The sequence below is a fragment of the Rhizobium sp. TRM96647 genome (genome assembly GCF_025780115.1).
In the GTDB taxonomy this organism is placed as follows: Bacteria; Pseudomonadota; Alphaproteobacteria; order Rhizobiales; family Rhizobiaceae; genus Mycoplana.
The window spans coordinates 32377-54302 of the sequence record NZ_JAOXHF010000011.1; the positions used below are offsets into that span (position 1 = coordinate 32377).

The following is a 21926-nucleotide window of genomic DNA, read 5'->3' on the forward strand; positions in this document are numbered from 1 at the left end:
TCCGATTCTCAGTCAGAGGTTTCGCCATCATAGCGTTCCCAGCCGCGTGCCATCAGGTGCTCCTGCGGCAAAAACTTTGTTTTATAGTCCATCTTCCGCGATCCCTTGACCCAGTAGCCGAGATAGACATGGGGCAGGCCCAGCGCCTTGGCACGCCGGACGTGATCCAGGATCATGAAGGTTCCGAGCGAACGCTGGTCCTGGGCGGGATCGAAGAAGGAATAGACCATCGACAGCCCGTCGCCCATCCGGTCCGTCAGCGCCACCGAGACCAGTTCGCCGCGCGGCCGCTCTTCCAGGCCGGATCCCTCCGTGCGCTTGCGGTACTCGATAATCTTGGTGTGGACATGGGTATCCTCCACCATCATCGCATAGTCGAGCACCGACATGTCGGACATGCCGCCCTTCTGGTGGCGGCGGTCGAGGTAGCTGCGGAACAGGGAATACTGCTCGCTCGACGGTTCGGCCGGATACTCGTAACCCACGAGATCGGCATTGCCGGCGAGCACGCGCCGCATCGAGCGGGTCGGCCGGAACTCGTTGACGAGGATGCGCACCGAGATGCAGGCCCGGCAGGTTTCGCAGGCGGGGCGGTAGGCGATGTTCTGCGAACGGCGGAAGCCACCCTGGGTCAAGAGGTCGTTGAGTTCGGGCGCGCGCTCGCCGACCAGATGGGTGAACACCTTCCGCTCCATTTCATGCGGCAGGTACGGGCAAGCAGCCGGAGCCGTCAGATAGAACTGGGGAGCAGGGGTTGTTTGGGTATTCATGTTTTCGGCGCGCGACTCCAACCGGGCCTGACGATCAATATTAGCATGGCGCAGTTGAGCAAAAGGTCAACCGGTCCCGACCGGGCGAAACATTACAAATGAAGGGCATCCGGAACCTCCTTTCGAAGAATGCCGGCAGCGCAATGGCTGAGGCGCGGCTTCGGCGGGCGCTCCGGATGCAAGCGGTGCCAGGTCCTGACCCTAGAGGCTCGATCGCCTGACGACGACGGTGCCGAGCAGGAGATCATGCAAGAGGCGGCTGCGGTCGGTGAAGAGACCGATCAGCAGGATGAACGGCGTCAAAAGCGCATTGCCGATCCAGAACAGCACGAGGTAGACGACGGAGGTGAGGAAATCCATCGGCCGCCCGTCGGTGCGCATGACGGCGAGATCCATCACGTTCATGCCGACGCTCGCCTGGTTCGGCCCGCCGACCGTCAGGCCGAAATAGAGCATGGCGACAATGACGAACAGAGCCGGATAGAGCATCCAGCCAAGCCCCAGCGTGATGATGCCGAGAAAGAAGACGACCACCGCCGCCGGCACCCAGAGGAGCGCCACGATCGCATAGTCGATCAGGAAGGCGAAGATCCGTCGCGACAGCACGCCGCGGTAGGCGCGCCAGTCCGTGCTCGGCAGACGAACCTCGTCAATATTGCTCATCGAATGGCTCCTACGTTCAATCATGTTCCTGATATGGGAATTGCCGGTGCGAATGCAACAAACGCACGCGGTATCCCCCGGAAAGCCGATGCGATGACCGGTTCGGGCGGTCAGCCCTTCTTCGCCAGCGCCCTTGCCACCTCGACGGCGAAATAGGTCAGGATGCCGTCGCAGCCCGCGCGCTTGAAGGCCAGCAGCGTCTCCATAATCACCCGGTCGCCGTCGATCCAGCCGTTCATCGCCGCGGCCCTGATCTGCGCATATTCGCCGGACACCTGGTAGGCGAACACCGGCAGGCCGAACGCCTCCTTCATCCGCCAGCAGATGTCGAGATAGGGCAGGCCCGGCTTGACCATCAGCATGTCCGCCCCCTCCTCGACGTCGAGTGCCGCGTCGCGGATCGCCTCGGTGCCGTTGGCGGGATCGATATAATAGGTCTTCTTGTCGCCCTTCAGCAGCCCGCCGGTGCCGATCGCCTCGCGATAGGGACCGTAGAAGGCGGAGGCGAACTTGGTCGCATAGGACATGATGCCGACGTTCTGGTGGCCGGCCGCGTCCAGCGCCTGGCGGATCACGCCGATCCGCCCGTCCATCATCTCGGACGGCGAGATGATGTCGGAGCCGGCGTCCGCCTGGACGACGGCAGCCTTTGCCACCTGTTCCACCGTCTCGTCGTTGACGATCTCGCTGCCGCGCAGGATGCCGTCATGGCCGTGGCTGGTGAAGGGATCGAGCGCCACGTCGGTGATCACGCCGATCTGCGGCACGTGCTGCTTGAGCGCCCGCGTCGCCTGGTTGATGAGATTGTCGGCGGCAAGGCTGTTCGATCCGGTGTCGTCGCGCAGGCTCATCTCGATGTTGGGAAAGGTGGCGAGCGCCGGCACGCCGAGGTCGGCCGCTTCCTTCGCCGCCTCGACCAGGCGGTCCACGCTCATGCGGCTGACGCCCGGCATCGAAGGGATCGGCTCCACGACGTTCGAGCCGGGAACGACGAAGACCGGCCAGATCAGGTCGTCGACCGTCAGCCTGCTCTCCTGCACGAGGCGCCTCGTCCAGTCCGCCTTGCGGTTGCGGCGCATGCGCCGGTGGCCGGTGATCTGGTCGACGATGTTGGTCATGGGTCCTGTCCTTGCGAGGTTCTGTCTGCTCATGGCATGTCGATCGCTCCATAGCAGAATGCGGCGCCCGCGCGAATGCGGCACGAAGCCCTTGTTGCGGACATTGATGCTTTATGGGCGGTGGCGGGCTGCTATTGTCCGCCCATGGCTTCTGATTCTCCAAACGTGCCGCGATGGACGCTGACGGACACGCTGTACATGCTGTTTCTGCGGATGATGGCCATCCTGTGCCTGTGGTTCGCGCTGCAGTACTGGGCGATGCTGACCGGCTTCTCGCTGGAGGGGAGGGGGCGCTTCGACCTCCTGCCGTCGGCCTGGAAGGCGGCCTCGACGGCACTGGCCGTCATGTTCCCCGTGGCCGCCGTCGGCCTGTGGCTGCTGGCCCCCTGGGGAGCGGTCATCTGGGTGCTCGCGGCGGCGACCGAGATCGCCATGCACGCGTTCTATCCCTCCATCTTCGGCATCAAGCCGCTGCTCGTCATCGCCCATCTCGCGGTGGCCGCCGTCTACGTGCTTTTCCAGCTTGCCCTGTTCCTGCAGCGGCGCAAGCAGGCGCGCCAGGTAAGGACTGATTTACCCTGAGACAGGGTCGCGTTTCGGTAAGGCGCTGTTAAGGCTGCGGTTTAAGTAGAATTTTAGACGCATTCGATAGGGTCTCACTCAAGGCGGGAACAGACACCGCCACCAAAACAGTGAGGCAGAAAATGAACACGAAGCTTAAGCCGCAGGCACCCGCCATCGACCAGCAGGAAGTTGCGATCCGCAATCTCTATCTGGAATCCCTCCACCTCGTCGAGCGCCTGCACCGTCGCCTGCTCGACGTCATCAAGGACGAGTTCGACCGTGCCGGCCGTTCCGACGTCAACGCCGTCCAGGCGCTGCTGCTCTTCAACATCGGCAACTCCGAACTGACCGCCGGCGAACTGCGCTCGCGCGGCTACTACCTCGGCTCGAACGTCTCCTACAACGTCAAGAAGCTGGTCGACCTCGGCTTCATCAACCACCAGCGCTCCCGCGTCGACCGCCGCTCGGTCCGCATCAGCCTGACCGAGAGCGGCCAGGAAGTGGCCGAGACGGTCGCCAGGCTCTACGAGCGCCACATCGGCTCGATCCAGCAGGTCGGCGGCATCGGCGAGAACGAGTTCACCGAGATGAACCGCCTGCTGCAGCGCCTCGATCGCTTCTGGAACGACTCGATCCTGTACCGCCTGTGATGGCGCCGGAAAGGCGCGGTCGCCGTATGCCGGAATGCGAAACGGCGACCGCCCGCAGCGCTGCGATGATGCCTGCCCGATGCAGGCGCGCGCGCCCCTGAACTGAAATCAGCGCCGGTCGGAATTTCCGGCGAGGCGGTCGAGCGCCGCTTCCATCGAGCGATGGAGACATGCCGCAGTCACCTCCGGACATCACCCCGCGATCACGCCTGCGTGACGGCGGCGTGTGGTCGCCAGACACGCTTTGGCCATATTACTGTGACAGCGAGAGGATGGCTCCAGCCATGCAGGTTCGGCATGGCCGGTCTCCGTTTGTTAACCCTGTTCGTATTAGGTTCCGTGGGATATGGGCCGTGTGGCGCAAGATTCGTACGGGCGATGGTCGCTTGCGGCCGGACAGAGAATGGTAGGATAGATGTCTCGCAAGATCGGAATTGATGTGTTTTCGCGCCGCGCCTTCCTGCGGTCCGCAGCCACTGTCGGCGCTGCCGCCGTTGCCGGATCGGCCGCCGCCCAGACCGCGATCGACGACATCCTCAACGCCACGGGGCGGGGCAACTGGGACGACCAGTTCGACGCCAAGGCGTCGCGCACCGCGACAGCCGTCGTCTCCAACAATCCGATCTTCGGCCCCGGCTCGGCCGGCCACATCCAGCAGGCGATCTTCGACTACCAGAACATCGTCTCCAGCGGCGGCTGGCCGATGGTCAATGCCTCGCAGAGGCTCGAGCTCGGCGTCAGCGATGGTTCCGTCCAGCAGTTGCGCCAGCGCCTGATCGTCTCGGGCGACCTGCCGCGCTCGGCCGGCATCTCGAACGCCTACGATTCCTACGTCGACGGCGCGGTCAAGCGCTTCCAGGCCCGCCACGGCCTGCCCGCGGACGGCGTGCTCGGCGAGTTCACGCTGAAGGCGATGAACGTTCCGGCGAATGTCCGTCTCGGCCAGCTCCAGACCAACCTCATCCGCATCCAGGCCATGTCCGGCGACCTCGGCCACCGCTTCGTGATGGTCAATATCCCGGCTGCCTATATCGAGGCCGTCGAGAACAATCGCGTGGCGCTCCGCCACGCCGCCATCGTCGGCAAGATCGACCGGCCGACGCATGCCATCAACTCCAAGATCTACGAAGTCATCCTGAACCCGTACTGGACCGCGCCGCGCTCGATCATCGAGAAGGATATCGTGCCGCTGATGCGCAAGAATCCGAGCTACCTGAAGGACAACGCCATTCGCCTCCTCGACGGCAAGGGCAACGAGGTGGCGCCGGAGACGATCGACTGGTACGCCGACAAGGCGCCGAACCTGATGTTCCGGCAGGACCCCGGCAAGATCAACGCCATGGCCTCGACGAAGATCAACTTCCACAATCCGAACAACGAGTACATGCACGACACGCCCTCGCAGGGCCTGTTCAACAAGCTGATGCGCTTTGAATCCTCCGGCTGCGTGCGCGTGCAGAACGTCCGCGACCTCATCACCTGGCTGCTGCGCGATACGCAGGGCTGGTCGCGCCAGGAGATCGAGCGCGTCATTGCCACCCGCCAGAACACCCCGATCAAGCTCGCCCAGGAAGTGCCGGTCTATATCGTCTACGTCACGGCCTGGTCGGCGACCGATCGCGTCGTGCAGTTCCGCGACGACATCTACGAGCAGGACGGCGTGGCCGAACTGGCGCTGCAGACCAATATCGGCGTCGAACAGGCCGCCGGCCCGATCGAGCGGGACTTCCTGCCGCAGTAAGCCTGCCTCGCCGCGACTTTCGCAGGGCCGTGCAATCGGAAGGTTGCGCGGCCCTTTCCGTTGCGGGCGTCGGCCGGCGTCGTAATTGTTCCAAAGCCCGGCTCGAAATGCCGCAATCGGCACAGCGGATATTGCCCTTGCCATGCGAGGACGATAAACACCGTGCCACCGTCTTACAGGAGCCTCGAGGATGAGCCTTTCTTCCAACACCGAAGCATTCTTCTCCCGCTCGCTTGCCGATACCGATCCGGATATTTTCGGCGCGATCGAGAAGGAACTCGGCCGCCAGCGCCATGAGATCGAACTGATCGCTTCCGAGAACATCGTCTCGCGCGCCGTGCTCGAAGCCCAGGGCTCGATCATGACCAACAAGTACGCCGAAGGCTATCCGGGCAAGCGCTACTACGGCGGCTGCCAGTTCGTCGACATCGCCGAGGAACTGGCGATCGAGCGCGCCAAGAAGCTGTTCGGCGTCAACTTCGCCAACGTCCAGCCGAACTCCGGTTCGCAGATGAACCAGGCGGTGTTCCTGGCGCTGCTCCAGCCGGGCGACACCTTCATGGGCCTCGACCTGAACTCGGGCGGCCACCTGACCCACGGCTCGCCGGTCAACATGTCCGGCAAGTGGTTCAACGTCGTCTCCTACGGCGTGCGCGAAGGCGACAACCTGCTCGACATGGACGACGTGGCGCGCAAGGCCGAGCAGCACAAGCCGAAGCTCATCATCGCCGGAGGCACCGCCTATTCGCGCATCTGGGACTGGAAGCGTTTCCGCGAGATCGCCGATTCGGTCGGCGCCTACCTGATGGTCGACATGGCCCACATCGCCGGCCTCGTCGCCGGTGGCCAGCATCCCTCGCCGTTCCCGCATTGCCACGTCGCCACCACCACGACGCACAAGTCGCTGCGCGGCCCGCGCGGCGGCGTCGTCCTGACCAATGACGAGGACATCGCAAAGAAGATCAACTCGGCCGTCTTCCCGGGCCTGCAGGGCGGCCCGCTGATGCACATCATCGCTGCCAAGGCCGTGGCCTTCGGCGAGGCGCTCAAGCCGGACTTCAAGGACTATGCCGCCCAGATCGTCAAGAACGCCAAGGCACTGGCCGAGACGCTGATCGCAGGCGGCCTCGACATCGTCTCCGGCGGCACCGACAACCACCTGATGCTGGTCGACCTGCGCAAGAAGAACGCCACCGGCAAGCGCGCCGAGGCCGCGCTCGGCCGCGGCTACATCACCTGCAACAAGAACGGCATCCCCTTCGATCCCGAAAAGCCCTTCGTTACGTCAGGCATCCGCCTCGGCACGCCGGCAGGCACCACGCGCGGCTTCAAGGAGGCCGAGTTCAAGGAGATCGGCAACCTGATCGTCGAGGTCCTCGATGGCCTGAAGGTTGCCAATTCCGACGAGGGCAATGCTGCCGTCGAGGCTGCGGTCCGGGAGAAGGTGGTCAAGCTGACCGACCGCTTCCCGATGTATCCCTACATGTAAGGAGGCGGCATGCGCTGCCCCTATTGCGCCTCGGAAGATACCCAGGTGAAGGATTCCCGTCCTGCAGAGGACGGGACCGCCATCCGCCGCCGCCGCATCTGCCCGGATTGCGGCGGCCGTTTCACCACCTTCGAGCGGGTGCAACTGCGTGACCTGATGGTGCTGAAGAAGACGGGCAAGAAGGCCCCCTTCGAGCGCGAGAAGCTGATGAAGTCGTTCGAGATCGCGCTGCGCAAGCGGCCGGTCGATCGCGACCGGATCGAGCGGGCGGTCTCGGGCATCGTCCGCAGGCTGGAGAGCTCGGGTGAGACCGAGATCTCTTCGGAGCAGATCGGCTTGCAGGTGCTGGAGGCGCTGAAGGCGCTGGATGACGTGGCCTTCGTCCGCTACGCCTCCGTCTACCGTGATTTCTCCCATGTGGACGATTTCGAAAAGACGCTCAGCGAGGTCGCCGCGAAGATCGCGCGCGACCCCGGCGACGAGGGCTGAACATGGCGGATGCGGCGGAAGACCAGCGCTTCATGGCCGCCGCGATCCGGCTGAGCCTGCGCAATCTCGGGCGCACCGGCACCAATCCGTCCGTCGGCTGCGTGCTGGTCAAGGACGGGCGCGTTCTTGCCACCGGCGTCACCGACATCGGCGGCCGCCCGCATGCCGAACGCATGGCACTTGGCGAAGCGGGCGAGGCGGCGCGCGGTGCAACCGCCTACGTTACCCTCGAGCCCTGTTCTCACCACGGCAGGACGCCGCCCTGCGCCGATGCGCTGATCGAGGCGGGGGTTGCGCGGGTGGTGGTGGCCGTGCGCGATCCGGACGAGCGCGTCTCGGGCAGGGGAATTGCCATGCTCGAGGCGGCGGGGATCGCTGTCGAGACCGGCGTGCTGGCTGAAGACGGGCGCCGGGCTCTGGCCGCCTATCTCATGCGGCAGGTGAAGAAACGTCCCTATGTTACTCTCAAGCTGGCGGTTTCTCCGGACGGCATGATCGGCCGGCTGGGCGCCGGCCAGCTTGTCGTCACCGGCCCCGTCGCGCGCGGGCAGGTGCAGGTCCTTCGGGCGGCGAGCGATGCGATCCTGATCGGCGTCGGCACGGCCGAGGCGGACGATCCGGAACTGACCTGCCGCCTGCCAGGGCTCGGCGACCGCTCGCCGATCCGCATCGTGCTCGATCGCGACCTGAGGCTGCCGCCCTATGGGAAGCTGGCGCTCACCGCGAACACGGTGCCGGTGATGGCGATTGCGACCGAGCCGCCGCGCTTCGACGAGGCCGAGGACCAGGCGTTTCTCGCCCGCCGCTCGGTGCTGGACGAGGCGGGCGTCGAGGTCGTGCAGTGCGATCCGCACAAGCTGCCGGTTCTCCTGGCGGCGCTGGCATCGCGCGGCATTGCCTCGCTTCTGGTGGAAGGGGGCGCGTCCGTCGCGTCGAGCTTCCTTTCGGCGGGCCTCGTCGACCGCATCCATCTCTACGCGGGGGCGGTCCCCATTGGCGAAGGGGGGATCCGATCCCCACTTGTGCCCGGAACGGCGCCCGCAGGCTTCTCGCTCGTGCGTACCCTGCGGTTCGGCCCCGATTTGTTGGAAGAATACGAAAGAGACTGGTCATGTTCACTGGAATCGTAACGGATGTCGGCACGGTCGAGCGGGTCGAACCCATGAACGAGGGCGTGCGGCTGCGCGTGCGCACGGCCTACGACCCCTCGACGATCGACATGGGCGCCTCGATCTCCCATGCCGGCACCTGCCTGACGGTGACGGCGCTGCCCACGGCAGGCTCCAACGAACGCTGGTTCGAGGTCGAGGCCTGGGAAGAGGCGCTGCGGCTGACGACGATCGCCGCCTGGGAGGCGGGCACGCGCGTCAATCTCGAACGCTCGCTGAAGATCGGCGACGAACTCGGCGGCCATCTCGTCTCCGGCCATGTCGACGGCAAGGCGGAGATCCTGTCCGTCGAGGCCGAAGGCGACGCCACCCGCTATACGCTGCGCGCCCCGGCCGGTCTCGAGCGCTTCGTCGCGCCAAAGGGTTCGGTGGCGCTCGACGGCACCTCGCTCACGGTCAACCGGGTCGAGGGCGACGTGTTCGACGTCCTGTTGATCCGGCACACGCTCGAGGTGACGACATGGGGCGAGCGCAAGGCTGGCGATTTCGTCAACTTCGAGGTCGACACCATGGCGCGCTATGCCGCCCGCCTCGCCGAATTCCCGACCTCAAAGACGATCTAGATCGTTCGTTCGAGGTCTAGCTCCGCTGGCGGATATCCACTTTAGCGGTACGCCCTCCTCCTGAAGACCGATCGCTATCCCCTCCGGGGTATCCGGCGCCACCGTATTCGGGGGCGCGGAGCGAGTGGACGCATGTTCCTTAACATCCCTGATTGCGGCAGGATGTGGTGTGTACGGTAGCGGATAGCGGTGCAAGGAGGAAGCTATGTCTACGAGCGGTAAGCAACGTTCCGAGTTCAACCGGGCTCGACGGAATTTCCTCGGCGCGGCCGTGGCCGCGGGTGCGAAGGCAGCGGCCATCGGCGTCGCCGCGACGAGCATGTTTCCCGGCAGCGCGCTCGCCCATCGCGGGCGCAAGGGCAAGCCGGGCTGGGGCCCGCGCTGTTTCCTGCGCGGCACTGCGATCGCGACCCCGAAGGGGGAAGTGCTGGTCGAGAACCTTCGCGTCGGCGACCATATCACCACGGTGACCGGCAAGAGCATGGCCGTTCGCTGGATCGGCCGGCAGACCTTCAAGCGGACGGGCTCCGCCTGGACGAGGAACGTGATGCCGATCCGCATCGCGCGCGATGCGCTCGCCGATGGCGTTCCGGCGAAGGACCTCTATCTTTCGCCCTACCACCACCTGCATGTGGACGGCGTGCTGATCCAGGCCAAGGACCTGGCCAACGGTCGTTCGATCGTTCCGGCAATGCCGAAGGGGCATGATACGGCCGATTATTTCCACATCCTGCTGGACAGCCACGAGATCGTGCTGGCCGAGGGTGCGCCGGCCGAGACCTTCCGCATCGAGGCGGCCAATTACGAGATCTTCGCGAATTTCGCCGAGGTGACCAAGGTCATGCCGGATGCGGCCACGCTCACCATGGCGTCCTTCGCCCCGGTCATGCACCAGCGCGGCCGCGATCACCTCAAGGCCCTGCTGCGGACGGTCGTGATGCCGTTCGCCAGGAGGGACGACCCGATCGGCGACGCCCATGTGCGGCTTGCCGAGCGTGCAAGAACGCTCGCCTGAGCCGGCCCGGGCTCCCCCGCGGGAGCCCGCTTGTCCCGGAAGCAGCCGCGGTCCGCGGCTCCGACCGGGCAAGGCCTTGTGCCCGGCAATCGTTCGAGCAGGTCACCACGGGTGCCGTCGTGCCGGACTTGATCCGGTCTCCAGCGCGCGACGGTTTCGCGCCTTGCCGCCTTGACGGGGCAGAGCCATCTGCGTCGGGGAGGGGAGCGTTCAATCAGCTCTCGTCCGCGCCCGGCTCGCCCTCCCAGTAATCGACGGCGCTCTCCAGCCGGCCGAGGTAGCGGAACTCGACGGGGCCGCCGGCTTCCTTGCGGGTCTTGGCGAGGAACTTGCCGGAGTCCGGATATTCGCAGATCTCGGTTGCGGCCATGGTCGAGATCGACAGGTACTTCAGCGGCACCGCTCCGGTATTGACCAGGTGATGGGCCGTGTCCGCCCCGCCGGCCGGTGCGCCGAGCACATCGCCCGGCCCGACCGGATGGCGGGTCTCGCCGAAGCGGTAGGTGCCGGTTCCTTCGAGGATGACGAAGAGCTCCTCCTCGACATGGTGGCTATGGAACGGACAGCCGGACTTGCCCGGCGGTACCTCGCTGTAGCCGATCCCGAGGTTCTTCAGCCCGAGCAGCTGGCCGAATGCGATGTCGCGCGATTCGTAGAGGCTGCCTCTCGTCCAGTGATCGAGCTTCGACCGGCTCGGGTTGATGACGGGTTTTGGAAGCTTTTCCATGATCCGGTTCCTCCGATGGCGGCTGTGACGCTCCCGCCGCGACTTCAGCGACAGCGATCGGGACACGTGCCCGGATCGCGCCTGCGACACATTGCGCATGGTTTGCGGGATTCGCACAGATGTGTGCGAATTTCCTTGCCATCGCCGGCCCGTCGTGGTTTGACCGCGCCTCTGCCGCGACGATCCGCGTGCCACTTTTCCAACGTTCGGGTGACCCATGGCAAATGCTGAAACCCCACATCTCCTCGTCGTCGAGGCACGCTTCTACGACGACATGGCGGACGCGCTGCTCGACGGCGCCAAGGCGGCGCTCGACGCTGCGGGGGCGACCTACGACATCGTCACGGTTCCCGGCGCGCTGGAGATCCCCGGCGCCATCTCCATGGCGCTCGACGGCATGGACTATGGCGGCACCGAATATGACGGTTTCGTCGCTCTCGGTATGGTCATCCGCGGCGAGACCTATCATTTCGACATCGTCGCCAACGAATCCTGCCGTGCCATCATGGACCTGACCGTCAGCGAAAGCCTGCCGATCGGCAACGGCATCCTGACGGTCGAGAACGACGAGCAGGCCTGGGCGCGCGCCCGCCGCTCCGAGGGCGACAAGGGCGGGTTCGCTGCGCGCGCTGCGCTTAAGATGATCGAACTGAAGAAGAAACTGGGCGGCGTATCGTGACCAAGGACAAATCGGACCAGCCGGTAAGACAGGCGAACCAGCGCGGGGCGGCCCGCCTTGCGGCCGTTCAGGCGCTCTACCAGATGGACATCAGCGGCAGCGGGGTCCTGGAGATCGTCGCCGAGTTCGAGGCGCATCGTCTCGGCCAGGAGATCGACGGCGAGACCTACCTGAAGGCGGATCCCGCCTGGTTCCGCTCGATCGTCTCCGGCGTCGTGCGCGACCAGCGCAAGCTCGATCCGCTGATCGGCGGCGCGCTGCAGGACGACTGGGCGCTGTCGCGGCTCGATGCGACGGTGCGCGCGATCCTGCGCGCCGGCGTCTTCGAGCTCATCGAGCGCAAGGACGTGCCGGTGGCGGTCATCGTCACCGAATATGTCGAGATCGCCAAGGCCTTCTTCGAGGACGACGAGCCGAAGCTCGTCAACGCCGTGCTCGACCGGATCGCCAAGCAGGTCCGCACGGAGCGGAAGGCCTAGAGGTTCCTGCGATGACGGTTGCAGCGCAAGGTCTGGAAGGCGAACTGGCTGCCGCGCGCCGCAACGTGTTTCTGCTGTCGGCGGCGCAGGCGATCCTCGCCTCGGCGGGACCGATCGTCTTCGCCGTCGGCGGGCTTGCCGGCTACCAGCTGCTGGGCGAGGACAAGTCGCTCGCCACCGCGCCGCTGACGGGTTTCAACGTCGGCGTCGCCCTTGGCGCCGTCCTCGTCGCCATCCTTGCGCGCGCGCTCGGCCGTGCCAACGGCTTCATCGTCGGCGCGCTGCTGGGCGCAGCCGGCGGCCTGCTTTCGGCGATCGCGCTGTTCCGCTCCGATTTCTGGCTGATGGCGGCGGGCTTCCTGATGGTCGGGATCTCGAGCGGCTTTGCCCAGAAGATCCGCTTTGCCGCAGCCGATGCCTCGCCTTCGTTCTACAAGCCGCGGGCGATCTCCTGGATCCTCGCGGGCGGCGTCGTTTCCGCCATCCTCGGCCCCCAGCTCGTCATCTTCACCAAGGATCTCTTCGAGCCCGTGCTCTTTGCCGGCGCCTTCGTGGCGCTCGTCCCGCTGTGCCTGTCGGCGATCGTGCTGTTTCTGATGCTGCGCCTGCCGGAGACCAGGGTTTCGGCAGGCGTGCAGGCGGCGCCCGCCCGGCCGCTCGCCGAGATCGTGCTCACCCAGCGCTTCCTGACCGGCATGGTCTGCGGCATCGCCACCTATGCGCTGATGACCTTCATGATGACCGGTGCGCCGCTCGCCATGGTGATCGGCTGCGGCTTCTCGCCGGAACTCGCCACCCTCGGCATCCAGTGGCACGTGCTCGCCATGTTCGCGCCGAGCTTCTTCACCGGCATGCTGATCCAGCACTTCGGCACCGAGAAGGTGGTCGCGGCCGGCCTCCTGATCCTGATGGCCTGCGCGGCGATTGCCCACATGGGCATCGCGCTCTGGAACTTCTGGGGGGCGCTGATCCTGCTCGGCGTCGGCTGGAACTTCGGCTTCATCGGTTCGACGGCGATCGTCGCCTCCAGCTACCGGCCACACGAGGCCGACAAGGTCCAGGGCTTCCACGACATCGTCCTCTTCGGCACGGTCGCGCTCGCGTCCTTCTCCTCCGGCAAGGTCTTCACCGCCTATGGCTGGCAGACCATCAACCTCGTCTTCTGGCCGGTGACGGGTATCAGCCTCTTCCTCGTTTTGATGCTGCTCTACCGCACGCGGGCAAGGGCCCGCTGATCTGCGCCTTTGGCAGGATAAGCCCTGCCGATCATTGTGATCTGGCGCCTGCGTCTTGACGCGGGCGATTCGCACTTGCACTCTGCCCCTGTCGTCAACCGCCCGTTTTGTGAGGAGGCAATCGGGTCGCTGGCGTTTTTTATGGCCGTAGCTCTGGGAACTGCGGCCTCACAGGAGGAAATAGCGAAATGGCCATATTGTTGGGCGTTATCGCATGCGGGTTGCTCTCGGTGGTCTATGCCATCTGGGCGACGCGGTCGGTGCTTGCCGCCGATCAGGGGAACGCCCGCATGCAGGAAATTGCAGGCTATATCCGGGAGGGGGCTCAGGCCTATCTCACCCGCCAGTACAAGACCATTGCAATCGTCGGGATCGTCGTCTTCATCGCCGCCTGGCTTCTTCTGTCATCCACCGCCGCCATCGGCTTTCTGATCGGCGCGGTGCTGTCCGGCGTCGCCGGCTTCATCGGCATGCACGTCTCCGTCCGCGCCAACGTGCGCACGGCGCAGGCGTCTTCGGTCAGCCTGGCGGCCGGCCTCGAGATCGCCTTCAAGTCCGGCGCCATCACCGGCATGCTGGTGGCGGGCCTGGCGCTCCTCGGCGTCTCGATCTACTACTGGTACCTGACCGCGGTCCTCGGCCATGATCCGGCCGCCCGCGAGGTCATCGATTCGCTCGTGGCACTCGGCTTCGGCGCCTCGCTCATCTCCATCTTCGCCCGTCTCGGCGGCGGCATCTTCACCAAGGGTGCGGACGTCGGCGGCGACCTCGTCGGCAAGGTCGAGGCCGGCATTCCCGAGGACGACCCGCGCAACCCGGCCACGATCGCCGACAACGTCGGCGACAATGTCGGCGACTGCGCCGGCATGGCGGCCGACCTGTTCGAGACCTATGCCGTCTCGGTCGTGGCGACCATGGTGCTGGCGGCGATCTTCTTCGCCGGAACGCCGGTGCTGGCCGCGGCGATGGTCTATCCGCTGGCGATCTGCGCGGCCTGCGTGATCACCTCGATCATCGGCACCTTCTTCGTCAAGCTCGGAACCAACAACTCGATCATGGGCGCCCTCTACAAGGGCCTGATCGCCACCGGTCTGCTGTCGATCCTGGGCCTTGCGGCCGCGACCTCGCTGACGGTCGGCTGGGGTTCGATCGGCATGGGTGGCGGCGTCGAGGTGACGGGGGCGAACCTGTTCGTCTGCGGCCTGCTCGGCCTCGTCGTCACCGCGCTGATCGTGGTCATCACCGAGTACTACACCGGCACCAACAAGCGGCCGGTCAACTCGATCGCGCAGGCTTCGGTGACCGGCCACGGCACAAACGTCATCCAGGGCCTTGCCGTCTCGCTGGAATCGACGGCACTCCCGGCGATCGTCATCGTCGGCGGCATCATCTCCACCTACCAGCTCGCCGGCCTGTTCGGCACCGGCATCGCGGTCACCGCCATGCTGGGGCTTGCCGGGATGATCGTGGCGCTCGACGCCTTCGGTCCGGTGACCGACAATGCCGGCGGCATCGCCGAAATGTCGCACCTGCCGCCGGAGGTGCGCAAGTCCACCGACGCGCTCGACGCGGTCGGCAACACCACCAAGGCCGTCACCAAGGGCTATGCGATCGGCTCGGCCGGCCTCGGCGCGCTCGTGCTGTTCGCCGCCTATTCGAACGACCTCGCCTACTTTGCCGCCAATCCGGAGCGCTATCCGTACTTTGCCGGCATGGGCGAGATCTCCTTCGATCTCTCCAATCCCTATGTGGTGGCGGGGCTGATCTTCGGCGGGCTGATCCCCTACCTCTTCGGCGGCATCGCGATGACCGCCGTCGGCCGGGCCGCAGGCGCGATCGTCGAGGAGGTGCGCCGGCAGTTCAAGGAGAAGCCCGGCATCATGCAGGGCACGGACAAGCCGAACTACGGCCGCGCCGTCGACCTTCTGACCAAGGCCGCGATCCGCGAGATGATCGTGCCCTCGCTGCTGCCGGTTCTGGCGCCGCTCGTCGTCTATTTCGGCGTGCTGCTGATCTCCGGCTCCAAGGCCTCGGCCTTTGCGGCTCTTGGCGCCTCGCTGCTCGGCGTCATCGTCAACGGCCTGTTCGTGGCCATCTCGATGACCTCCGGCGGCGGCGCCTGGGACAATGCCAAGAAGAGCTTCGAGGACGGCTTCGTCGACAAGGACGGCCATCGCCACATGAAGGGATCCGAGGCCCACAAGGCGTCCGTCACCGGCGACACGGTCGGCGATCCCTACAAGGACACGGCCGGCCCGGCGGTGAACCCGGCGATCAAGATCACCAACATCGTCGCACTTCTGCTCCTGGCCGTCCTGGCTTGAGGGCAGGCAAACGAGAAAGGCCGCGGAGAGCAAGCTCCGCGGCCTTTTGCATGGGGATCGCAGGCGCCGTTATTGCGGCTGGCTGAGTGCGTTGCGGATCGCTGCGTTCGGATCGGCGCCGCCCTTCAGGAGCTGTCCGAGGAAGGTCTGCTCGACGCCGCCGGTCGGCGTGGTGCGCGAGATCATGTCGAACGGCACGCCGTCCTTCATCGTATAGTTGGCAAGGCGATCCACGTTGCCTTCCTTGTTGAAATAGACCGTCAGGATGCTCTGCTCGATCAGCTTCGGTTTCATGAAGGCGACCGGGCGCGAACGCTTCTGCGAGATGTAGTAGAAGACCTCGGTGTCGAAGGTCGCCGTCGTCGAGGGGGTGCCGAGCGACAGCAGCACCTGTTCGCGCGAGGAGCCGACCGGGGCGAGCGCCAGCGTCTGTTCGTCGACGACATAGCCCTGGTTCAGGATCTCGCCGGTCTGGCATCCTGCAAGAATGGTGGAAAGGCCGATGGCAATGGCTGCATTGCGTAGCAATTTCATGTCAGTCCCAAAATAGCGTCTCTTCAACGACAATCCCCTTGAGCCTAAGATGGCCGGCAAGCCATTGCAATTCGTGGGTGCTTCGGTAAACCAGCTTCGGCTGTCATGCAACACGACACTGGCAGCGCTCGCTCCTTCAATCAGCCAAAACTGGGCGTTATGATGATTTTCGGCCTGCTGAAGAAAAAAAACGCAAACCAGCGGATCGTCGAGCGCCAGTACGGCCACCTGACCGCGGCCGCCCGGCAGCCCTATCTCTACGAGCGCCTCGATGTGCCCGACACGGTGATGGGACGGCTGGAGATGCTGTCGGCGGTGATGATCGTCTACTTCCGCCGCACCCGTGCATCGGCGACGTCGGGCCAGGAGATCGCCCAGCAGATCGTTGACGCCTTCTTCCAGGACATCGATCATTCGATCCGGGAACTCGGCATCAGCGACGTCGGCGTGCCGAAGCGGATGAAGAAGCTCGCCGCCCGCTTCTACGGCCGGCTGGAATCTTATGCAGCCGCCCTCGACGCCGGCGACGAGACGGCCCTTGCGCAGGCGCTGAAACGCAATATCTATCCGGAAACGGGCGAAGACGGCCCAGACATGCAGGAACTGGCGCGCTATCTCTTTGCCGCCGAGGCTCATCTGACGGCGCTGGACGAGGCGACCGTCGAAGCCGGGGAGGCGCTGCTGCCTCCGGCGGGCCCGGCCACCTGAGACGGCAGGCCGCCAAGGACAGGACCATGAAGAACATCGAAGACCAGCCGTTCTCCTATCTCGTGAAGGTGGGACACATCTCCTCCAACCCGGTGACGGTGAAGATCGCCGCCGACCCGGCGGAATGCCGGGTTCTGGCGCGGCAGTGGGGCGTCGTCGAGGTCAAGGCGTTCTCGGCCGAATTCGAGGTCCGGCGCTGGAAGAAGGACGGCGTCCGGCTGAAGGGCCGGGTCGCGACCGAGATCGTGCAGACCTGCGTCGTCACGCTCGAGCCGGTCGCCTCGAAGATCGACGAGCCGGTGGATGCGATCTTCGTACCGGAGGGCTCCAAGCTCGCCCGGGCGGCCCTGACCGACAGCGGCGAGATGCTGCTGGACCCGGATGGGCCCGACAGTCCCGAGACCTTCCACGGCGACACGATCGACGCCGGCGCGGTCGCCGCCGAATATGCCGCGATGGCGATCGATCCCTATCCGCGCAAGGAGGGTGTCGCCTTTTCCGCTCACGTGGAGAGTGCGGAAGCCGATGACGCAAAACCGTCGCCGTTTGCTGCATTGAAGGACTGGAAAAAGAGCTGAATGGGCTTTCGGGCCCTCGACAATTCAGTTGTCACCCGGATGAAAAGCGGTATTTTGACCGAAATTCCGCCCCCGGGGCTGGAGAACAAGGACTGGACTCGCGTGGTCAGAATTTCCGTCGATGTCATGGGTGGCGATTACGGCCCGCAGGTCGTCATCCCTGGCATAGCCAAGGCGCTCGAACGTCACCCCGACATTCGTTTCTGCCTGTTCGGCATTGCTTCCCAATGCCTGCCGCTGCTCGACAGCTATCCCAAACTCAAGGAAGCGAGCACGTTCACCGATTGCGAGATCGCGATCGCCATGGACGAGAAGCCGAGCCAGGCGCTGCGTCGCGGCCGCAACAAGTCGTCGATGTGGATGGCGCTCGACGCAGTCGCGAAGGGTGACGCGGACGTCGCCGTCTCCGCCGGCAATACCGGCGCGCTGATGGCGATGGCGAAATTCTGCCTGCGCATGATGTCCGACATCGAGCGGCCGGCGATCGCCGGCATCTGGCCGACGCTGAAGGGCGAGAGCATCGTGCTCGACATCGGCGCCACGATCGGCGCCGACGCCAACCAGCTGTTCGATTTCGCCCTGATGGGCGGGGCCATGGCGCGCGCGCTGTTCGAGATCGAGCGCCCGACGCTCGGCCTGCTGAATGTCGGCGTCGAGGAGATCAAGGGCCAGGAAGAGGTCAAGGCGGCGGGCCAGCTCATCCGCGAGGCCAATTTTGACACGATCGACTATTATGGATTCGTCGAGGGCGACGATATCGGCCGCGGCACGGTCGACGTCGTCGTCACCGAAGGCTTCGCCGGCAACATCGCGCTGAAGGCGGCCGAGGGCACGGCTCGGCAGATCGCCGAATACCTGCGCGCGGCCATGTCGCGGACCTGGATGGCCAAGCTCGGCTACATCCTCGCCAAGAGCGCCTTCGACCGCGTGCGCGAGAAGATGGACCCGCGCAAGGTCAATGGCGGCGTCTTCCTCGGTCTCAACGGCATCGTCATCAAGAGCCATGGCGGCACCGATGCCGAGGGCTTCGCGGCGGCGGTGGACGTCGGCTACGACATGGCTCGCAACGGCCTGAAGGAAAAGATAGAAGAAGACCTCAAGAGGTATCATGCAGACAGACCCGTCGAAGGCGCGGCCGGCAGCATGAGCGACGGGATATAGGAACAAAGATGATCCGTTCAGTGGTTCGCGGTTTCGGGACGTCGCTCCCGAAGCGGGTGCTCACCAATCGTGAGCTGGAGAGCATGGTCGACACGTCCGACGAGTGGATCGTGCAGCGGACCGGCATCCGCCAGCGCTACGTCGCCGGCGAAGGCGAGACGACGGCCTCGCTTGGCGAGGCGGCGGCGCGCGAGGCGCTCGACAGGGCAGGGCTGACGGCGGCCGACATCGACCTCATCATCGTCGCGACCTCCACTCCGGACAACACCTTCCCGGCCACCGCCGTCAACATCCAGAACCGCCTCGGCATGCACCATGGCTACGCCTTCGACCTCCAGGCGGTCTGTTCGGGCTTCGTCTACGGCATGGCGACGGCCGACGCCTATATCCGCGGCGGACTGGCGCGCCGGGTGCTGGTCATCGGCGCGGAGACCTTCTCGCGCATCCTCGACTGGACCGACCGCACGACCTGCGTGCTCTTCGGCGACGGTGCGGGCGCGATCGTGCTGGAGGCGCAGGAGGGCGAGGGGACGGTGGCCGACCGCGGCGTGCTGACGGCCCAGCTCCGTTCCGACGGCGCCCATCTCGACAAGCTCTACGTCGACGGCGGACCGTCGACCACCGGCACTGTCGGCCATCTGCGCATGGAGGGCCGCGAGGTCTTCAAGCATGCCGTCGGCATGATCACCGACGTGATCGTCGCCGCCTTCGACGCCACCGGGCTGTCGATCGAGGACCTCGACTGGCTGGTTCCGCACCAGGCCAACCGCCGCATCATCGACGGATCGGCCAAGAAGCTCGGCATTCCGCCGGAAAAAGTCGTCGTCACCGTCGACCTGCACGGCAACACGTCCGCCGCCTCCATCCCGCTGGCGCTCGCATCCGCTGCCGCCGACGGTCGTATCAATAAGGGCGACCTGGTGCTGCTGGAGGCGATGGGCGGTGGTTTCACCTGGGGCGCGGTGCTGCTTCGCTGGTAGGCGGAATGCCCCGGCCCCCTACTTCAACGGTGCTTGACCGACAGCGGCAAGGGCAATACTCTTGCCGGATAAGCAAGCGCTTTCAATAAGAAAACGGTGGGAGAAGATGAGCGGCAAAACCGTGACACGCGCAGATTTGGCCGAATCCGTTTTTCGGAAGGTCGGTCTCTCCAGGACAGAATCGGCGGAACTCGTCGAAACCGTGATCGATGAGATCTGCAATGCCATCGTCCGTGGCGAAAGCGTGAAGCTGTCATCCTTCGCGACGTTCCAGGTCCGCGACAAGAACGAGCGCATCGGCCGCAACCCGAAGACGGGCGAGGAAGTGCCGATCTCGCCGCGTCGGGTCATGACGTTCAAGGCCTCCAACGTGCTCAAGCAGCGCGTTCTCAAGGCCCACACCGCCCGCAAGACCAGGCAGAAGGTGCAGGCGCCGGCGCCCTGATCGCGGATCGCCTTGGGACGGCCCCGATTCTCCGCTTGAAAAAAGTGTGACAACCCGCTGAAATGCAAAGACTCAGCCGGCGCGCCCGGAACGTGAGTCGAAAAAGCTTTTCGGTGAGGAGTTTCGATGGAGAAGAGCCCCGACGCCTTCCGCACCATCAGCGAGGTCGCGGACGATCTCGACCTGCCGCAGCATGTCCTGCGCTTCTGGGAGACGCGGTTTTCCCAGATCAAGCCGATGAAGCGCGGCGGCGGGCGACGCTACTACCGCCCCGACGACGTCGAGCTTTTGAAGGGCATTCGCCACCTGCTCTACGATCACGGCTATACGATCAAGGGCGTCCAGAAACTCCTGAAGAACAACGGCAACAAGTTCGTGGCGGCCATCGCCAGCGGCGACCTTGCCACCGTCGAGGCGCTGGCCGCCGCCAGCCAGGAGGAGCCGGCGGCGCCGAAGACGGCGGACGACGACCAGATCGTCGGCCGCGCCAAGGCGCCGACCAGCCGCCGCTTCTTCTCCTTCGTCGGCGGCGGCAACGAGGATGCGCCGGAAATCTCGATCGGCAAGAGCAGCGTCGGCAAGGAGGATCGCGCCCTTCTCCAGGAAGCGCTCTACGACCTCTTGGAATGCAAGCGCCTGCTCGACCAGGTGAGATAGCGGAAGCTGCATCTGGCGGGCGAACGCCGGCCGGCCCCGGCCGAAATACCCCTCAGAGCTTGCGGCTCAGGAACGGTGAGCCGCCCAGCCCGAACCGCCAGGGAACGTCGACCGCCTTGGTCAACCCGATGCGGACGCCGGAGCCTACGATCGCTGGTGCCGTCGCGGGCGCGATCCGGAACGGCGGAAGCGTGACGGGCAGGCCGTCGAGCGAGTCCGTCACGCCGAGCGCCTGGCAGAGTCGGCCGGGACCGGCGCAAAGCCGCCGCAGATCGTCCAGCCCGCGCCGCTTGCGCATCGCCTCGATCCCCATCGTCGGCTCGATCGCACGGATCAGCACCGCGCTGCCGGGACGGCAGACCAGGTTCAGGCACCAGTGGATGCCGTAGGAACGATAGACATAGGCATGGGCGGGCGGGCCGAACATCGCCCGGTTGCGCGGGGTCTCGCCGCGGAAGCTGTGCGAGGCGGGGTCGTCGGGCGCATAGGCTTCCGTCTCCACGATCACGCCGCCGACGTCGTCGATCGCAAGCTGCACGCCGATCAGGTCCGGGGCGACGGCCTGCGCGTCGCGATCGAAGAAGTCCTGCCAGCCCGTCGCATCACTCTGGTCTATGTCACCCTGGCCCATCTCCGCCTTGTGCCATCCCGAGGGCCGGATCGCAACGGGACGGCGGCGGGGCTCAGGCGTTGCCGGCCGCAGGGTGGTCTTCCGGCGGCGCGCCCGCTTTCTCTTCGACATAGCCCCAGTTGCTCGCGGCGAACTCGCGGGCCGCGTCCTCGGCCTTCTGCAGGGTCGGAAGGTCGTGCAGCACGGTGCTGCGCCTGCCGAATTGGAGCAGGGCGGTCTTGCTCGCCGGATCGTAATGCACATTCAATGGAGGATGGGAGGGGATCATGACAACCTGCCTTCCTGCCTCGGGAAATGACGAGGAAGGGCGGAAAGTTCCGTTCCCGGTCGTGGCGGTATTTGCATTGCCGGGCGCGCCTGCGCGGAACTTTCGCCCCGGTGCCGCGTTGCAGGCACGGCGTCAGCACGCCGGCCGGGACAGGCTGGCCGGGCACAGGGGACACATCGGCGCAGGGGCATCGGCAATGTCACACCCGAAATGTCACGCCGGCCCATGTCATACTGGCAAAGGCCCGAGGGCAGATCTCAAAACCAAACGAACCGATGGGGCGGCACGA

The 21926-nt window shown here is 65.4% G+C and carries 25 protein-coding genes; 18 read left to right on the top strand and 7 right to left on the bottom strand.

The genetic code is table 11. The annotated features are described in order from the left end of the window. Positions 1 to 8 precede the first annotated feature (8 nt). The 3 genes from OCK02_RS18460 to hemB form a co-directional block, all read right to left on the bottom strand. Positions 9 to 770 carry an arginyltransferase gene (locus OCK02_RS18460; RefSeq protein ID WP_263814306.1) on the bottom strand — a complete coding sequence of 254 codons (762 nt, stop codon included), beginning with the start codon at positions 768 to 770 and terminating at the stop codon, positions 9 to 11. A 201-nt stretch (positions 771 to 971) separates the two neighbouring features. After that, positions 972 to 1433, bottom strand: coding sequence for an RDD family protein (locus OCK02_RS18465; protein ID WP_263814307.1), 462 nt, complete (start codon positions 1431 to 1433; stop codon positions 972 to 974). Positions 1434 to 1543: 110 nt separating this feature from the next. Next, positions 1544 to 2551 carry a porphobilinogen synthase gene (gene hemB, locus OCK02_RS18470; protein WP_263814308.1) on the bottom strand — a complete coding sequence of 336 codons (1008 nt, stop codon included), beginning with the start codon at positions 2549 to 2551 and terminating at the stop codon, positions 1544 to 1546. A 144-nt stretch (positions 2552 to 2695) separates the two neighbouring features. Between hemB and OCK02_RS18475 the strand changes: the two genes are divergently transcribed. The 8 genes from OCK02_RS18475 to OCK02_RS18510 all read left to right on the top strand — a co-directional run bounded on the left by OCK02_RS18475 (position 2696) and on the right by OCK02_RS18510 (position 10231). After that, positions 2696 to 3133, top strand: coding sequence for a DUF6163 family protein (locus OCK02_RS18475; protein ID WP_230803646.1), 438 nt, complete (start codon positions 2696 to 2698; stop codon positions 3131 to 3133). 122 nt (positions 3134 to 3255) lie between these two features. Next, entirely contained in the window at positions 3256 to 3765 is a 510-nt protein-coding gene (ldtR, locus tag OCK02_RS18480) for a transcriptional regulator LdtR (protein WP_263814309.1), read from the top strand. Positions 3766 to 4180: 415 nt separating this feature from the next. Beyond that, complete coding sequence (locus OCK02_RS18485; RefSeq protein ID WP_263814310.1) at positions 4181 to 5506, top strand: L,D-transpeptidase family protein; 1326 nt, start codon at positions 4181 to 4183, stop codon at positions 5504 to 5506. A gap of 190 nt (positions 5507 to 5696) precedes the next feature. Next, the gene (glyA, locus tag OCK02_RS18490; protein WP_263814311.1) at positions 5697 to 6995 is read left to right on the top strand and encodes a serine hydroxymethyltransferase; all 1299 of its coding nucleotides are present in this window, start codon (positions 5697 to 5699) and stop codon (positions 6993 to 6995) included. A gap of 9 nt (positions 6996 to 7004) precedes the next feature. Then, complete coding sequence (gene nrdR / locus OCK02_RS18495) at positions 7005 to 7484, top strand: transcriptional regulator NrdR (protein WP_230803659.1); 480 nt, start codon at positions 7005 to 7007, stop codon at positions 7482 to 7484. A 2-nt stretch (positions 7485 to 7486) separates the two neighbouring features. Then, complete coding sequence (gene ribD, locus OCK02_RS18500) at positions 7487 to 8614, top strand: bifunctional diaminohydroxyphosphoribosylaminopyrimidine deaminase/5-amino-6-(5-phosphoribosylamino)uracil reductase RibD (protein WP_263814312.1); 1128 nt, start codon at positions 7487 to 7489, stop codon at positions 8612 to 8614. Then, complete coding sequence (locus tag OCK02_RS18505) at positions 8596 to 9216, top strand: riboflavin synthase (RefSeq protein ID WP_263814313.1); 621 nt, start codon at positions 8596 to 8598, stop codon at positions 9214 to 9216. Before ribD ends, OCK02_RS18505 begins: the two co-directional genes overlap by 19 nt. A 205-nt stretch (positions 9217 to 9421) precedes the next feature. Then, a complete protein-coding gene (locus OCK02_RS18510) occupies positions 9422 to 10231 on the top strand; it encodes a Hint domain-containing protein (RefSeq protein ID WP_263814314.1) in 810 nt (269 codons plus the stop codon). A gap of 214 nt (positions 10232 to 10445) precedes the next feature. Here OCK02_RS18510 and OCK02_RS18515 read toward each other — a convergent pair whose 3' ends face one another. After that, positions 10446 to 10958 (bottom strand): cupin domain-containing protein, encoded by a 513-nt coding sequence (locus tag OCK02_RS18515; RefSeq protein ID WP_263814315.1) that lies wholly within the window; start codon positions 10956 to 10958, stop codon positions 10446 to 10448. A gap of 217 nt (positions 10959 to 11175) precedes the next feature. Between OCK02_RS18515 and ribH the strand changes: the two genes are divergently transcribed. From ribH to OCK02_RS18535, 4 genes are all read left to right on the top strand, one after another. Then, a complete protein-coding gene (gene ribH / locus OCK02_RS18520; RefSeq protein WP_263814316.1) occupies positions 11176 to 11637 on the top strand; it encodes a 6,7-dimethyl-8-ribityllumazine synthase in 462 nt (153 codons plus the stop codon). Further along, positions 11634 to 12116 (top strand): transcription antitermination factor NusB, encoded by a 483-nt coding sequence (nusB, locus tag OCK02_RS18525; RefSeq protein ID WP_230803674.1) that lies wholly within the window; start codon positions 11634 to 11636, stop codon positions 12114 to 12116. The genes ribH and nusB overlap by 4 nt, the downstream gene beginning before the upstream one ends. Before the next feature lie 11 nt (positions 12117 to 12127). Continuing rightward, a complete protein-coding gene (locus tag OCK02_RS18530) occupies positions 12128 to 13351 on the top strand; it encodes an MFS transporter (RefSeq protein WP_263814317.1) in 1224 nt (407 codons plus the stop codon). A gap of 188 nt (positions 13352 to 13539) precedes the next feature. Then, the gene (locus OCK02_RS18535; RefSeq protein ID WP_263814318.1) at positions 13540 to 15675 is read left to right on the top strand and encodes a sodium-translocating pyrophosphatase; all 2136 of its coding nucleotides are present in this window, start codon (positions 13540 to 13542) and stop codon (positions 15673 to 15675) included. Between the two features lie 69 nt (positions 15676 to 15744). On the opposite strand, the gene OCK02_RS18540 is transcribed toward OCK02_RS18535, so the two are convergent. Further along, complete coding sequence (locus OCK02_RS18540; protein ID WP_263814319.1) at positions 15745 to 16236, bottom strand: outer membrane protein assembly factor BamE; 492 nt, start codon at positions 16234 to 16236, stop codon at positions 15745 to 15747. Between the two features lie 78 nt (positions 16237 to 16314). On the opposite strand from OCK02_RS18540, the gene OCK02_RS18545 reads away from it, so the two are divergent. From OCK02_RS18545 to OCK02_RS18570, 6 genes are all read left to right on the top strand, one after another. After that, a complete protein-coding gene (locus tag OCK02_RS18545) occupies positions 16315 to 16917 on the top strand; it encodes a ubiquinol-cytochrome C chaperone family protein (RefSeq protein ID WP_263814320.1) in 603 nt (200 codons plus the stop codon). Between the two features lie 26 nt (positions 16918 to 16943). Continuing rightward, a complete protein-coding gene (locus tag OCK02_RS18550) occupies positions 16944 to 17495 on the top strand; it encodes a YceD family protein (protein ID WP_263814321.1) in 552 nt (183 codons plus the stop codon). Between the two features lie 102 nt (positions 17496 to 17597). After that, positions 17598 to 18656 carry a phosphate acyltransferase PlsX gene (gene plsX, locus OCK02_RS18555; protein ID WP_230803686.1) on the top strand — a complete coding sequence of 353 codons (1059 nt, stop codon included), beginning with the start codon at positions 17598 to 17600 and terminating at the stop codon, positions 18654 to 18656. Positions 18657 to 18664: 8 nt separating this feature from the next. Further along, positions 18665 to 19636: a beta-ketoacyl-ACP synthase III gene (locus OCK02_RS18560; RefSeq protein ID WP_263814322.1), complete on the top strand. Its 972-nt coding sequence runs from the start codon at positions 18665 to 18667 to the stop codon at positions 19634 to 19636. A gap of 106 nt (positions 19637 to 19742) precedes the next feature. Beyond that, positions 19743 to 20081 carry an integration host factor subunit alpha gene (locus OCK02_RS18565; RefSeq protein ID WP_230803689.1) on the top strand — a complete coding sequence of 113 codons (339 nt, stop codon included), beginning with the start codon at positions 19743 to 19745 and terminating at the stop codon, positions 20079 to 20081. 126 nt (positions 20082 to 20207) lie between these two features. Further along, a complete protein-coding gene (locus OCK02_RS18570) occupies positions 20208 to 20738 on the top strand; it encodes a MerR family transcriptional regulator (RefSeq protein WP_230803690.1) in 531 nt (176 codons plus the stop codon). 52 nt (positions 20739 to 20790) lie between these two features. On the opposite strand, the gene OCK02_RS18575 is transcribed toward OCK02_RS18570, so the two are convergent. Continuing rightward, the gene (locus OCK02_RS18575; protein WP_263814323.1) at positions 20791 to 21369 is read right to left on the bottom strand and encodes a DNA-3-methyladenine glycosylase; all 579 of its coding nucleotides are present in this window, start codon (positions 21367 to 21369) and stop codon (positions 20791 to 20793) included. 52 nt (positions 21370 to 21421) lie between these two features. Then, positions 21422 to 21637 carry a hypothetical protein gene (locus tag OCK02_RS18580; RefSeq protein ID WP_263814324.1) on the bottom strand — a complete coding sequence of 72 codons (216 nt, stop codon included), beginning with the start codon at positions 21635 to 21637 and terminating at the stop codon, positions 21422 to 21424. Positions 21638 to 21926: the final 289 nt, after the last annotated feature.